The sequence below is a fragment of the Paenibacillus sp. FSL R7-0297 genome (assembly GCF_038009025.1).
Lineage (GTDB): Bacteria > Bacillota > Bacilli > Paenibacillales > Paenibacillaceae > Paenibacillus_AQ.
In genome coordinates, this window is record NZ_JBBPAQ010000001.1 from 6,168,153 (window position 1) to 6,182,509 (window position 14,357).

General features: G+C 51.8%; 10 protein-coding genes and 1 pseudogene. 2 read left to right on the forward strand and 9 right to left on the reverse strand.

The genetic code is table 11. The features are described from left to right. Positions 1–137: 137 nt before the first annotated feature. Both MKZ24_RS27025 and MKZ24_RS27030 read right to left on the reverse strand, forming a co-directional pair. The gene (locus MKZ24_RS27025; protein WP_340788573.1) at positions 138–1,040 is read right to left on the reverse strand and encodes a GNAT family N-acetyltransferase; all 903 of its coding nucleotides are present in this window, start codon (positions 1,038–1,040) and stop codon (positions 138–140) included. Between the two features lie 107 nt (positions 1,041–1,147). Continuing rightward, positions 1,148–1,423, reverse strand: a complete 276-nt coding sequence (locus MKZ24_RS27030; RefSeq protein ID WP_340788575.1) for a CD3324 family protein — start codon at positions 1,421–1,423, stop codon at positions 1,148–1,150. Between the two features lie 406 nt (positions 1,424–1,829). Between MKZ24_RS27030 and MKZ24_RS27035 the strand changes: the two genes are divergently transcribed. Beyond that, entirely contained in the window at positions 1,830–3,521 is a 1,692-nt protein-coding gene (locus MKZ24_RS27035) for a M3 family oligoendopeptidase (RefSeq protein ID WP_340788577.1), read from the forward strand. A gap of 269 nt (positions 3,522–3,790) precedes the next feature. On the opposite strand, the gene MKZ24_RS27040 is transcribed toward MKZ24_RS27035, so the two are convergent. From MKZ24_RS27040 to MKZ24_RS27060, 5 genes and pseudogenes are all read right to left on the reverse strand, one after another. Beyond that, positions 3,791–4,180: an iron chaperone gene (locus MKZ24_RS27040; RefSeq protein ID WP_340788579.1), complete on the reverse strand. Its 390-nt coding sequence runs from the start codon at positions 4,178–4,180 to the stop codon at positions 3,791–3,793. 16 nt (positions 4,181–4,196) lie between these two features. After that, positions 4,197–5,174, reverse strand: a complete 978-nt coding sequence (locus MKZ24_RS27045) for a phosphotransferase enzyme family protein (RefSeq protein WP_340788581.1) — start codon at positions 5,172–5,174, stop codon at positions 4,197–4,199. Positions 5,175–5,230: 56 nt separating this feature from the next. Then, a complete protein-coding gene (locus MKZ24_RS27050) occupies positions 5,231–6,151 on the reverse strand; it encodes an alpha/beta hydrolase (RefSeq protein ID WP_445324174.1) in 921 nt (306 codons plus the stop codon). Positions 6,152–6,518: 367 nt separating this feature from the next. Next, positions 6,519–7,752, reverse strand: a pseudogene (locus MKZ24_RS27055) (RICIN domain-containing protein). A gap of 298 nt (positions 7,753–8,050) precedes the next feature. Beyond that, positions 8,051–8,710, reverse strand: a complete 660-nt coding sequence (locus MKZ24_RS27060) for a hypothetical protein (protein WP_042234767.1) — start codon at positions 8,708–8,710, stop codon at positions 8,051–8,053. 173 nt (positions 8,711–8,883) lie between these two features. On the opposite strand from MKZ24_RS27060, the gene MKZ24_RS27065 reads away from it, so the two are divergent. After that, positions 8,884–9,771 carry a fructose bisphosphate aldolase gene (locus MKZ24_RS27065; protein WP_340788585.1) on the forward strand — a complete coding sequence of 296 codons (888 nt, stop codon included), beginning with the start codon at positions 8,884–8,886 and terminating at the stop codon, positions 9,769–9,771. A 394-nt stretch (positions 9,772–10,165) separates the two neighbouring features. Here MKZ24_RS27065 and MKZ24_RS27070 read toward each other — a convergent pair whose 3' ends face one another. Next, entirely contained in the window at positions 10,166–11,215 is a 1,050-nt protein-coding gene (locus MKZ24_RS27070) for an Atu2307/SP_0267 family LLM class monooxygenase (protein ID WP_340788587.1), read from the reverse strand. Between the two features lie 133 nt (positions 11,216–11,348). Beyond that, positions 11,349–14,279 (reverse strand): insulinase family protein, encoded by a 2,931-nt coding sequence (locus MKZ24_RS27075; RefSeq protein ID WP_340788589.1) that lies wholly within the window; start codon positions 14,277–14,279, stop codon positions 11,349–11,351. Between the last annotated feature and the right edge of the window lie 78 nt (positions 14,280–14,357).

Genomic DNA, 14,357 nt, shown 5'->3' on the forward strand with positions numbered 1-14,357 from the left:
CTCAGTCCGCGACTCTCCGCGGCTTTCCGCCATTGTACAAATTCAACTACCGTACTCTCTATATATGAGGAGAGTCCACACTATTCTCCCTAATTTCAATCCTGTATTTTCATTCCCGCTATTTCATTCCCGCATTTTCACCCGCGTTCTTTCTCCCAGATGGTCATCTCTGCCTCCTGCGCAAAGCCAATCCTCCGGTAAAAGGGCTGCATAGGACCCGTATAAGCTTTGACCATGCCCAGCGTCCGCAGGCGGTTCAGGCCTTCATATATCACGGCCCTGCCCAGCCCCTGTCTTCTGTAATTCACATGTGTTCCAACCGGTTCGAGCATGCCGATCCTATTCGCTTCATCCACAAAAATATTGCAGAAGGCCACGACCTCTCCCGCAGCGTTCACCAGCGACAGATCCAGCCCGGGGCGGTACCCCGGTGCTTCACGAAGTCCGCCATAATGCTGCAGCGTCTGCTCTGCTTTCTTCGTGCCTGCATAGTCAAAAGCCATAATATGCCCCTGCGCCTTCGCATGGTCACTGACTTCATCCCCGCAGCAAAGGGTGAATCCATGGGGAAGGTCTGCCCGGAATTCCTGATCCAGCACGACCGAAATGATAGTATCACTTTCATTGCGCAGCAGCTTATATCCCCGGCGGCGCGCCATCGCTTCCAGCGCGGGCATGAATTTCGGAATGGCCAGCTTAGGGCTGTGCGGACTGGAACTCTTTTCTATGAATCCGAACATTTCGCCCAGCAACTCCTCCTGCGGCTCCAGCGTATCCAGCTGAAAATAGTAGTCCCCGTCACGGCAGACAACGGCGGCCAGCTCACCCCCCTCATCTTCCCACAGTCCTATATGCTGCTCCCAGCCGGGCAACATGCCCGCTCTCTTCTGAATAAAGAATATTTCAAATTCCCAGCGGGCAATGGACCAGCTGTTCGGCCGTTTCAGCCTGGAGTAGACCCGCGAAATATACTCCCGCACCTTCATCATATCTTGCGGAGTATAGGGTCTATATTCTGCTCTACCTGCTCTCTTAGTCATTTCATCCTCCAGAGGCTCTGTCATACCTTCATTCTACGGAACAGGCAGAGGACATTATATACCAAGCTTTTCTAGAATTGTTTTATCTCACAGCAAGAACCCGCAGATCAGCTCTGCGGGTTCTTGGAATATACAATTTTACGGATGCTGTCTATGGATAATCCATATTGCTCACACAACTGGTTCATGTCCGCACCATCATGGAAACATTTGCGTATCTCATTGTTCCGGAGTCTGTAGAACCCTCTTGCCCCGGAGCTTTCGCCCCATTTTCTGCGGCTGCTCGGACGGGTGGGGATATACAAGGCTTCCCCGTGAATATATTGCTGAATCTCCTTTAGCAGGTGGTCTGGCAATAACGCCGCTGCATTTACACATTTCATCTTTGGCCCGCTCCTTAAAATAAATTGATCTTTAAGGGCAAAGCCTGTATGAATAACTGTACCTATCTGTTACTACAGGCGAATACTATCCGCTCCATGCCAAGCTTTCGCCTTAGTTATTCCACAGGCTTTGCATGGAGCGTGCCGTTCACATACTGGTTCATTCTAAACATGGGCCTTCACCTCCCAGGGCAGCGCTGAATGCCGCCGTATACAGTTACATTTTATGGATGCAGATCATTACTATTCTAAAATAATACTAGCCGCAACACAACGTGGAAGTTTCACTGTCCTTTCGCCTTGAGAAATTAAGTATAATTAAACTTTACTGTCTAAAAGTTGGTTTTTTGCGGGAGTCGATTATATAATGGGGTTTATATGGTAAAGAAAGGGTGCTGATAATCCAATGAAATTCTCAGAATACCGTTATGAACGTCCGGATGTGGAGCAATTTAAGACCGATTTCACAACCTTGCTGAAAGGCCTGGAGAATGGCAGTCTGGAGGAGCAGAAGGCCGCGGTTGCCGCCATGAATGAGCTCCGCAGCAAATTCGGTACGATGGAGACACTGGTCAGCGTCCGCCACTCGATTAATACCGAGGATGAGTTCTACAAGGCTGAACAGGATTACATGGACGAGATCGGTCCCGTGGTCCAGGAGTACATAACGGATTATTACAGAGCCCTTGTAAATTCCAAGTACAGAGCCGAGTTTGAACAGGAATGGGGAACGCAGCTGCTAAGCTTGGCCGAAATTTCCTTGCGTACCTTCAGCCCTGAAGTTATTGGAGACTTACAGCTTGAGAACAAGCTGTCCTCCGAATACGCCCAATTGATCGCCTCAGCCAAAATTAGATTTGACGGTGAAGAGCGTACCCTGGCCCAGCTGATCCCCTATGATTCATCGACTGACCGTTCTGTGCGCCAGGGAGCTTTTGAAGCCAGATATGCCTTCATGTCAGAGCATGAACCGGAGCTCGACCGGATTTATGATGAGCTCGTCAAGGTACGGGCCAGCATAGCTGCCAAGCTTGGATACAGCAGCTTTGTGGAGCTAGGGTATGAACGGATGATGCGTACGGATTACAATGCCGGGATGGTTGCTAATTTCCGCAAGCAGGTGCTTGAGAATATCGTTCCTCTTGCAACGAAGCTGAAGCAGCGCCAGAAGGAGCGTCTGGGTCTGGATGAATTGAAATTTTACGATGAGGGCATTAGCTTCAATTCCGGGAATGCTACACCCAAGGGCGATGCTGACTGGATTGTGGCTAACGGAGCGAAGATGTACAAGGAGCTGTCACCGGAAACCGATGAGTTCTTCACCTTCATGCTGGACAATGGGCTGATGGATCTGGTAAGCAAGAAGGGCAAGCAATTCGGCGGTTACTGTACCTACTTCAGCGACTATCAGGCACCGTTTATTTTCTCCAATTTCAATGGAACCTCAGCGGATATTGATGTGCTGACCCATGAAGTGGGACACGCCTTCCAGGTATATTCCAGCCGCAACTCCGGCGTTCCGGAATATGCCTTCCCAACCTTTGAAGCTGCAGAAATCCACTCGATGAGTATGGAATTCTTCGCTTGGCCGTGGATGGACCAGTTCTTCGAACAGGATGCGGACAAATACCGCTTCAACCACCTGGCAGAGAGTCTGTTGTTTATTCCTTATGGTGTCTCTGTCGATGAATTCCAGCATTTTGTCTATGAGCACCCGGAGGCGACTCCGGCTGAACGTAAGCAGGCCTGGCGGGAAATTGAGCAGAAATATCTGCCCCACCGCGATTATGACGGCAACGTCTATCTGGAGCAGGGCGGCTTCTGGCAAAAGCAGGCGCATATCTACCGTTCCCCGTTCTACTATATTGACTATACGCTGGCCCAGCTCTGCGCCTTCCAGTTCTGGAAACGCTCGAATGAGGATTTCACATCCGCATGGTCGGATTATCTGCGCCTCTGCCAGGCTGGAGGAAGCCAGTCTTTCACGAAGCTGGTAGAGCTTGCCGGACTGATCTCACCGTTCGAGGACGGCTGCGTCAGCTCCGTCATCGGGGATATTGAGAGCTGGCTGAACAGCATTGATGATAAGTCGCTGTAAGCAGGGAATCCCCTATGACAGCAAGGCTACTGAACAATTAACTTAAATAAAAGATGCTAAAAACGAGCCTCTGGAATCACTTCCAAGGCTCGTTGTGCATTCCCGGAAAATACAAATCCCCGATGTTTCAGCGGGCCCGGACTTTACTTTACCAGTTCGTATAGGATAATTATTCTGTTCGGTCCATGAAGAGCCTGTTCCTCCTGCAGCTGATTGTGGTAATAAACATAGCTTGCTAACCTCTCTGCCTCCCGGTCTGCCATAAGCACTTATTTCTTCTTCTTCGCCTTACCCGCTGCCTGCTGCTGATTCTCTTCCACTCTGAATTTAACGATCCTCGTAATGAGTTCATAGGGAAGCGGCTCATGAATCGGAAATTGCACAGAGCCTTTGGCCCCTTTATATTTCGCAAGTTCCTCTTTGAACGCTTCAATTCCCTGCGGTGCCGGATAGAATCCAATGTGATTCTTGAATGCGGCGAAATGCACCAGATTCTTATGCAGGAAGAAGGTCGGCATCTGATAGCTGATCTTCTCTTCTGCCTCTGGCGCTGCCTCCCGGATGACCTTGCGCAAGGTCTGCAGAATCTCCTGGACCTCTGGTGCATAGGCCGAAATATATTGATCGACAGATTCATAGGTGACTTTATTCTCTTCCATCGGGGCCCAACTCCTTCTATTTCATACTTAAGTTCGTAAGCCATTGCAGGCAAAGCGGAATGAACGCGTCGTAATCCTTCAGCGCTTGCAGCGTAGGCAGCACCTGGCTTGTCCCAAGCTCCCGCTCCGCTTCATCCGGGCCTTCCAGCCCCAGCGACCGCCGGATGCTGTAATCCATCCAGCCCAGCTTCCCGTGGTAACCGCTGTTTAGCACCTCCGGCCAGGGGTCACGTGTCCCTCCCCCATGATTACGGTAAGCCTGAATCAGCGCACAGAAGGCCTCCTTGCGGATGTGACCACTCTCAAAGTCTGACCAATAGAGTGCCACTTCAACCAGCTCCTGCGCCGGGTTGATCCAGCCCGCAGCCTCCCAGTCAATAATAACGGGCCGGCCGTCATGATCCCACAGCACATTCTTCAGGTCCAGATCCCGGTGGCTGATAATCCTGTTGCCATTAAGGATCGGCATAGCAGCATTCACCAGCTCCTCATAGCGGTAGAGCTTGTCCAGAGCAGCCATAAGGGAAGCGGACCATGGAAGATCCATCGCCTGACCTTGTACGGCATACCCTTTCCAATCGGTCTGCAATTGTTCCGCTGTGCTATCCCTATGGAGCTCATTATGGAGCGGAGAGAAGTCCGTGGCATGTATAGCCGCGAGAGCTTCCCCCATAGTAACGCAGTGCTCCAGCCCCGCGTTGCCTGCAGATATAGAGCGGCCTTCAATCCATGGAAACAGCAGATAATACTGCCCGTCCACTTCATGCATACAGCTCCCCTCATGCAGCAGAGCCGGGAGAGCATTTATTCCATGTCTGCTTGCGAGCTCCGCGGCCTTCTCGGCGGCTGTCAGGTTGTTCATCACTGATTCCCGGAGCATAATCTGCGGATTCAGCGCTTTCACTGCGTACTCTGCCTGATCCGTGGTCATCCGGTACATCCGGTGCAGGAACCCGCCGAAGATCCGCTCCGGCTCAGTGCGCAGTGACCCCAAGTTATATGTAGCACATAGCTTTTCAAAATTCAATTTATAATTCGTAAGCATCATCGTCAGTTAGTCCTTCCGGCATAAAAAATCAAATACTCATCCAAGTGGGCTCTCCAGTACTCCCCATCATGTTCCCCTGCTCTCAGGTGATATTCAACCGGCACCCCCTTATCCTTAAGCAGTGTATATAATTGCTCTGCACCTTCATAGAACCGGTAGTTGTCCTCTTCCCCGCAATCCAGGTATACTGCCAGATCCCTTAACTCCCTATCCTTCGCCAAAATAAGCGGATCACGCTCCTGCCGCTCTGCTTCTGTCGGATACAGGAATCTGATCAGGCCGTATTCACCGCCGACCGAAGACCAGTCATCCAGAAACAGCGCCGGACTATGCCCGCCTGCCCTGCTGAAGACATCGCTGTGCAGCAGCGCGGCATGCAGGCTTACAAAGCCGCCCATTGAGATGCCGCCAATATAGCGCGAATCCCGCTCGGCTAACGTGCTGAAATGCGAATCCACATAATTCACAACATCCTTCACTAGATAATCTTCATACATCCCGTTAGAGGTCGTCAGGGGGGCACCAGGATCATTCGGTGCATATGCAGGAGAAGAGTTCAGCCCATAGCTGTTATCCATCTGCGGGGAGACGATAATGAGCGGATTGATCTGACCTGCTTCAATCAGCCTGTCTGCATTGAGATGCAGCCCCAGCCCGGCGATCATATCCGTTTCTTTGCCGCCGTAGCCGTGGATGAAATAGAGGACCGGGTAATGCTGCTTCGCACTGTAGCCTTCGGGCAGGTAAATACTGAGCCGCATCTCCCGATCCAGCGCCTCACTGTGGAACGTTAAATTTTGAATTCCGGGGCTCTGCAGCGGTGCTGCTGACGCATTCCCTTCAGTTGCGGCTGAGGACGCTTCCGGGGAAGCTGTCTGGACAGCCGCTGAATCTGTACCGGAAGAACAACTCACAAGGGACATACAGCATATTAGCATGATTAGTATTATCAGCATCATTAGGTTAGACCTGGCATTTCCGCGGCTTTGCATAAATCGCCTCCAATATTCCATTTATCCCACCATATAATAACGCTTACAATAAGCATTATCACATCAATGAATATTTAGGGTATGACTATTCTGCCGGCTGGAGCTGGATCAAGCTGGAACCCAGTCCGCTTCAGCAAGAACATCCGCTTTGAATAATATTATTCTAATATAAGCACGTACAAGCACGAAAGACCGCAGCTTCCGCGGTCTTTCGTCCCTATCTATAAACAGTCCCATTCGCATCCCGGTCTGATGAGCGGGAAGATGCTATAAGAGTTAGAGTTAGAGTGAGGCTTCCCTAGTTAATCTTGGTGAGCAGCCACTTCTGGGCATCTGTTCCGTTGTCGGTCCATTGCTGCACTACCGCACCATCCGCTGTAGAGGACGAGGAGACATCCATAGCCAGCCCGCTCGCTTTGGATATAAGCTTATAGTAACCGCCACCTACATCGATGATGCTCCAGCGCTGGGCATTGCTGCCATTGTCATTGGCCTGCTGCAGCTGGACGCCGCTTGCAGTGGAGGCATTCGGAACATCCAGCACCTTACCGCTATGCATCGCAGTAAGCTTGTAGAAGCCATCCCCTGTGCTCTCCACTCTGAACTGCTGGTTGCTGGCAGTATAATTAGTCCACTGGTGCATTTTGGCCCCGTCTGCCGTGGAGACATCCTTCACATCCAGCACTTTGCCGCTTACTTTGGACATTAATGTGTATACTCCGCCGCTGACAATACCGGTCGATGGAGCGCCTGCCTGATACACACGCACATAGTCAACCAGCATTTGTGCCGGGAAGCTGGTAGCACTGTTCGGTGCGCCCGGCCAATTGCCGCCTACCGCAAGGTTCAGCAGCAGGAAGAACGGTTTCTGGAATTCCTCTGTATTGCCTGTTCCGTTCTCAATATAGAATTGATTGAACTGGTTGCCGTCAACGAACCACTTGATATATTTCGAATCCCACTCCACGCTGTACACATGATACTGGGAGAAATCCAGACTTCCGGACACCTGCCCGTATTCGGCATGCCCGCCTGCATCCCAATGCACTGTACCGTTGACGAAGGCGTTATTATTCACCCGTTCCATTATATCCGTTTCCCCGGAGGCCGGCCGTGGTGATATTGGAGCCCAGCATCCAGAATGCAGGCCATAACCCCTGACCGGAAGGCAGCTTGATTCTGGCTTCTATTTTGCCATAGGTGAAATTCTTGAGGCCCTGCGTCTTGATCCGTGCTGAGGTATAATTCATGCCGCCATAGGATTCCTTCTGCGCTGTGATTACAAGATTGCCGCCGGTAACCTGCAGATTCTGTGTCCGGTTCGTATAATATTGCAATTCATTGTTTCCCCAGCCGCCGCTGCCGGTGCCGGTCTCGGCAGTCCAGTTGGCGGTATTCAGGGAAGAGCCGTCGAACTCATCGCTCCAGGCCAGATTCCAGGTTGATGCTGCGCTGGAATTCCCCGCAGGCACCAGTGCGATCAAAAGCGTGAACAGCAGAAACAAACTTAAGACTTTTCCTCTTCTCAACATCGTTGTCCTCCTCTTTGCTATTCAAGGTTGCCCATCCTATTTCAATGCACGCGTACGTTCGTGCAGTTGAAACCTAACCCAACCGGTTTCGAAAATAGCATTTGAGAGCGTCTTCATCCGCTACACCCATATATATCGTTTTTACTCCCGGTAAGAACTGTAATTTTGACAATTCAGCGAACCCGGCAGAAACGAAAGGAGAAGTGATCGTATGGAACCTATGTACTCTTATCTTTGCAGCAAAAGACCGCTCCATAGAGGAGCGGCCTGTGCTTATCTTATGCTCTTACCTGCATTTCTACTCCATTCCGTGTTCTTCACGGATTTTGTACAAGCCCTGCAGCAGCAGCTCCGAAGGATCGCGGTTCAGCTGTAAATGCGTCAGCAACAGATGAAGCGGAATCGCGCATACGTTGTTCCCGTCAGTGATTGCAGGGAATCCTGCTTCAAAGACCGGTCCGTGCTCCGGGTTAAAGGCCAGGCCTGCATGAACCTGCTCCGGTGCGAATTCTTCACGGACAGCGGCAATGCACATGGGAACCAGTACATTATCAACAACGGCCTTGGCTTCCTCTTCACTCGGAAGAGGCTTAGGCAAGGAGTTGCCTCCCTTGGTCTTCATCAATTCGTGGAAGAAGGAGGCCATCCAGATTTCCGGACTGCTTCCGGACTGGAATCTGCCGGCCAACTCACGAAGGAAGAACCCGCAGTAATAATCATCGTTGGCACTGTCCTTGACACGATACACAAACACCGGGCCGTAAGTATCCAAATTCAGAACCTGGCCTTCCACTTCACTGAAACTCATTTTTAGAGCTACAATGCCGTTATGAAAAACAGCCTTCAGCAGCTCGTTCCATTTCTCTTCGGTCATGACCTTCTCGGCAGCTTCTGCTTCCCCGTTTGTTGCCTCATTGGCGGTCTCATTGGCTGTCTCATTGGTTGTTTCATTTGTCATAATTATTTTCCCCCCTCTTCCTATCATACCATCCTATTGAACAAGGTAACATACCATATCTCTCAACTCAAATGGAAAGCTCTGCCGGCTCAAATGTATGCCCCTAATCAAAAGTGCTATACTAAACAGATGGAGTCACCATTTCATTTCGTAGAAGGGAAGGACAAATATCCATGAATACGAAACAATTGGACAGAATTCACACAGGCCAAGGCTTTATAGCTGCTCTGGATCAGAGCGGGGGAAGCACACCCAAAGCGCTGCTGCAATACGGCATTAAGGAGGACCGCTACTCCGGTGACGAAGAGATGTACGCGATGGTCCACGGGATGAGAACACGCATTATTCAGAGTCCCGCATTTAATTCGGAGCATATCCTCGGCGCTATTCTTTTTGAGAACACGATGGACCGTTTCATAGACGGACAATTAACCGCCGATTATTTATGGGAACAGAAAGGCATCGTGCCTTTTTTGAAAATCGATCAGGGACTGGCCACGCAGGAAAATGGGGTTCAGCTCATGAAGCCCATTCCCGGTCTGGATGACCTGCTGGAACGGGCGGTCAAGAGGAACATCTTCGGCACCAAGATGCGCTCAGTGATCCATGAAGCTAACGCGGAGGGTATCCGGCAAATCGTAGAACAGCAGTTTGCTGTCGCGGAGCAAATCGCCGGTTACGGGTTGGTTCCGATCATCGAACCGGAAGTAGACATTCTCAGCCCGGACAAAGCAGCGTCCGAGCAGCTGCTGAAGCGGGAACTGGCCGCCCAATTATCCACTCTGGAAGAGGGCGTCAAGGTCATGCTGAAGCTGTCACTTCCGACCGAAGATAATCTGTACAGCGAACTCGCTGCAGACCCGCATGTAGTCCGCATCGTGGCATTATCCGGGGGCTATACCCAGGCAGAAGCGAATGAGAAGCTGGCCCGCCAGCACGGACTCATTGCCAGCTTCTCGCGCGCCCTGTCCCAGGGACTCAGCGATCAGCAGAGTGATGATGAATTTAATAGCATACTTGCTGCGTCCACCCTTGCGATCTACGAGGCTTCCATAACTTGAAGCCTCGCCGCTCTGCCTTTTCTCTTAAGTTTCCACCCAATCTATAGAGTTGCTTGATTAGCAGACGAAGACCCCGGGACTAATGTCCCGGGGTTTCTTGGTTAAATAAGCCAAACATAAGACTAATCCCAAAGCAGTAACCGCCCCGTTGCTAAAGGTCCATCGGAACGGAATAATCTAAAATGTTGTAAGGATTGCAACTTGAGTCTGAGATGCCTGGGGCTACGGGTGAATTGTTGTATGAAATACAGGAATTCTCCCGCTAAACCGCTTGGAGAAGGAGTAATACAGTATTTCATACAACATATTCCATATTAGCACCGGTTAGTGAAGAAAATGTTGTGCTTTTTGCAGGATTTTGCGACCAACGAGAAGTTTCTCGCGGCAACAGCAGCTATACGTTCTTCAAACGCGCGGCTTCCGCCCGCACAATTGGCGCCACTTCAGTTCCGAAGAGGCGGATCGCCTCCATGACCTCCGCATGCGGCATGGAGCCGTGCGGCACATGCAGCAGGAACCGCGTAATCCCCACGTGCTGGTACAGGTGGATGATTTTGCGGGCAACCGTCTCCGGACCGCCGACATATAACGCTCCGTCAAAGCTGCTCGCCGCATCATAATCCGCACGGTGATAAGGCGGCAGCCCCTTCTCCACCGCCCGGACATTCGTCCGCGCGTGAGTGGACGGGAAGAACTTCTCTAGCGCCAGCTCATTGCTCTTCGCAATGAAGCCATGCGAGTGCGAGGCAATCGGCAGCTGTGACACATCATGCCCGGCCTTGGCCGCTGCTTCCTTGTACAGCCGTACATGCGTAGCATAATCCGAAGGATTCACATTGCCGATAATCGCCAGGGCAAACGGCAAGCCCAGTGTGCCGGCACGGACCGCAGACTCCGGACTTCCCGCACTCGCAATCCAGACAGGCAGGGGATTCTGCTCCGGACGCGGATAAATCCCCAGATTATGTATCGCTGGACGGTGCTTCCCGCTCCAGCTCACCTTCTCCGACTCGCGGAGCTTCAGCAATAAATCCAGCTTCTCGTCGAACAGTGCTTCATAATCCTTCAGATCATAGCCGAATAACGGAAACGACTCCACAAACGAGCCACGGCCCACCATAATCTCGGCACGGCCGTTCGAAATCCCGTCCAGTGTGGCGAAATCCTGAAATACACGCACCGGATCAGCTGACGAGAGAATCATGACTGCACTGGTCAGGCGGATTCTGTTCGTCAGCGGTGCAGCAGCAGCCATTAGAACCGCAGGCGATGAAGCTGCAAAATCAGGCCGGTGATGCTCACCTACGCCGTATACATCCAGTCCCACCTGATCCGCGAGCACGATTTCCTCCACCACTTCACGCAGCCGCTGCGCGTGGCTCAGGGTCTCACCGGTATTCACATCAGGCGTTGTCTCGACAAAGGTGCTTATTCCAAGTTCCACTTGTTGTTCCTCCTAAAAGTTATGTTAGCATCTGCTCCATGGGAGTCCCCTTCGCAAAACTTGCTTCGAAAGCATACGCCTAGTCGTAATCCTTATATTTTAAATCTAAATAGTTAAATATTCAAAAACTAAATTACTTCACCAGTTCCTCCAGGCTGCCGAAAAGATCCCGGACTGATTTCAGCTTCGACTCGTTACCGACCACACAGAAGTAATTCTGCTGCGTCACTGCCTGTAGTAGGCCGGCATATTGCCTGATATCTTCGGAGGTTGTTGATAGAATTTCATTCCGTTCCTGCTGCAGGTCTGCACCGGTAATCTGCTCGAAATAATACCTGTCCGCCTGCCGGCCCTGTGCGCCGGGACTCAGCGGCTGGTCAACCATCGCCAGCGTGCCGATGATCGCCTTCGTCATCTCCTCTTCATCTGCTGCAAATTCTCCGGCAAACAAATATGCCCGGTCATAAATCTCCAGCGTCTCCTGCAAATTCGGATCACGGTAAGAAGTAAACAGGAGCACACCGTCTCTGCGCAGAACGAGATTGCCGCCATAAGCTCCGCCCTTGACCCGGACAGCATTCCACAGATAGGTCAGGCTGAGGATTCTTTTGAGCACCTGCAGCTTGCCGGAATAAGCAAACCCCAGCTTCGTGAAGTCATATCCTTTGACCACATACTGCACCTGGCTGGCAGACATGAACCCTTCGTTGCCCGCCTGGTCCAGCGCAGGCAGCAGCGGCAAGAACTTAACCTGCTGGTCCCGCAGATCCAGCTGCGCCAGGTGTGCAGTGAATTCCGCATACGTATCCAGCGTTCCGGTTACGGACAGTGTTACATTCTGTGTATTAAACAGAACCCCGCAGATTCCCTTCAGAATATCCGCCAGCTGATCAGCCTCCTGGTCAATCCGGCCGGCCAGCTCTTTGATGAAGCGGTAATAGGCCATACCGCCGAGCTGCTCCTCATACATCCCTCTATCCGTGAAATAAGAGAGCACCCGGCCGGCTGCGATTTCATTGCCTTTCTGGTTCAGCATTGCTTCCATGCCGGAGGCTTCCCGGCGGACAATCTCCTGCAGCTTGGATAAATTATTCAAGCTGCTATTGTAGAGCAGCTCGTGCAGCAGCTTCAGGGAACCGCCGATGTTGCCTTGCATGACCTTGATGCGGGCGCTGAATTTGGGCTGGTAGCTTCCTTCGCCAGCTTTGCCGGACCCAAATATCTCATTCTGAAAGCGGATGCCGCCGGTTGTGATCCCGATTTCACTGGTCAGCTCTTCAATGCTGTAGGCCGCAGTCTCCAGTTGCCCCAGTACCCTCGCCAGCAGTTCCAGATAAGGAAGCTGTTCTGCCGCCAGAACCCGGGTGTCCCAATACAGTTTAATATAGGCGATGGTTCCGGCAGCCGCTTCATGATGCAGCACTGTGATTCCATCCAGCCTATGCTCCTGGGTGGGTGCCCCAGGCGGAGCGCTGCGGTCAATGTCCTGAAGGGACAGCTTCGGAAGCTTCTGCAGATCCTCCGCGGCATCCGGACGGTTCTGCCGGGCCAGCAGCTTCTGCGTATTCAGCACCAGCTCTTCGAGCTGTACCGGCGTCAATGAGGCTTTATATTCAGCCAAACGGCTGCGGGCAGCCGCCTCTTTGTCTGCCGCAAGGGTCTGGGAAGGCTTCAGGACAACGACGCTGCAGTGGTCGCTATTCAGCAGATAGGTCTCGATCAGCCGCTCGAAATACCGGTTTGTACTTTGTTCGCGGATAGCCGAAATTGCAGCTTCATACTCCAGATACGTGGACGGCAAGCCATCGTACAGCCAGGCCTTCATCACTTCCATATTATAGGTCAGGCCCTTCGGGTACTGGTTGAAGTCTGCTTCCCGCAGTTCAAATTCCTTGCTGTTCACCGCGGCCAGCACCAGCTTCTCATCCAGGCCGTCCGCGGCAAGGCGGCTTAACGTCGTTCTGACCAGATTCACGAAGGCCTCTTTGGCGGAGGGATTAGAATGAGTCAAGGCAATGCCAAGCATAGGCTGGACCATACTGTCGGAATAGAAAGAGACCACATCCTTGCCGAGTCCGCTCTCCAGCAGAGCCTGTTTCAGCGGAGCGGCGTTGCTGTCCATCAGCATGCTTTTCAGAATGGCAAAGGCCAGATTTAGCTCCCGGTCCAGGGAGGTTCCGATTACATAGTTCAAACTCACGTATGTCTTATCAGCGGCGGTTTCGGACTCCAGAATGGGATACTCCGCCGTAAGCTCGGTTATTCCTGTCGGCTGCTGCAGGGCAATCCCCGTATCGATATCCTTGCGGTTATAGCGGCTGAGATATTCCTCGTGGATGAATTGCAGCCTCGCTTCGATATTCAAGTCTCCATAGAGATAGAAATAACTGTTGGACGGGTGGTAATAACGGCTGTGCGCCTCCAGGAACTGCTCATAGGTCAACGCAGGGATATGTTCCGGATCTCCGCCGGAGGAATGACGGTATACCGTATCCGGGTAGAGCGACTTTTTGATCCGGTCGATTAATACCGTGACAGGTGAGGAATAAGAGCCTTTCATCTCGTTGTAGACGACACCCTTATAGATCAGCTCATCCCCGGAACGCGGCAGCTCGTAATGCCAGCCCTCCTGCTCAAAAATCTCCCGCTGGCTGTAAATGTTCGGCTGGAACACGCTGTCCAGATAAACCTCCATTAAGTTGGCAAAGTCCTGTTCATTCCGGCTGGCCACCGGATACATCGTCTTGTCGCCAAAGGTAAAGGCGTTCAGAAATGTTTTCATCGAGCCCTTCAGCAGCTCTACAAACGGTTCCTTTACCGGATACTTATCCGAGCCGCACAGGACCGAATGCTCCAGAATATGAAACACTCCCGTGCTGTCCGCAGGCGGAGTCCGAAAAGTGACACTGAACACCTTGTTATCATCCTGATTCTGTACGTATAGCAGCCGCGCGCCGCTCTGCTGATGCTCCATCGTATATACCGAGGATTCGATTTCCCGGATATACTCCTGACGCATGACTTGAAACCCGGAATAGACTTGGCCTGTGATTAAGCTGCTCATAGATTTCCCTCCTTGGTTCAGGACTGGCCTGATGCCATGAGCTTATCATATCCGGGCTTTCGGGTTCCACTGGGGAAT

What these genes read in the sequence shown, in the direction of transcription:
- MKZ24_RS27025 (WP_340788573.1), bottom strand. Translation starts at nt 1,040, where the DNA reads ATGACTAAGAGAGCAGGTAGAGCAGAATATAGACCCTATACTCCGCAA.
- MKZ24_RS27030 (WP_340788575.1), bottom strand. Translation starts at nt 1,423, where the DNA reads ATGAAATGTGTAAATGCAGCGGCGTTATTGCCAGACCACCTGCTAAAG.
- MKZ24_RS27035 (WP_340788577.1), top strand. Translation starts at nt 1,830, where the DNA reads ATGAAATTCTCAGAATACCGTTATGAACGTCCGGATGTGGAGCAATTT.
- MKZ24_RS27040 (WP_340788579.1), bottom strand. Translation starts at nt 4,180, where the DNA reads ATGGAAGAGAATAAAGTCACCTATGAATCTGTCGATCAATATATTTCG.
- MKZ24_RS27050 (WP_445324174.1), bottom strand. Translation starts at nt 6,151, where the DNA reads ATGTCCCTTGTGAGTTGTTCTTCCGGTACAGATTCAGCGGCTGTCCAG.
- MKZ24_RS27060 (WP_042234767.1), bottom strand. Translation starts at nt 8,710, where the DNA reads ATGACAAATGAAACAACCAATGAGACAGCCAATGAGACCGCCAATGAG.
- MKZ24_RS27065 (WP_340788585.1), top strand. Translation starts at nt 8,884, where the DNA reads ATGAATACGAAACAATTGGACAGAATTCACACAGGCCAAGGCTTTATA.
- MKZ24_RS27075 (WP_340788589.1), bottom strand. Translation starts at nt 14,279, where the DNA reads ATGAGCAGCTTAATCACAGGCCAAGTCTATTCCGGGTTTCAAGTCATG.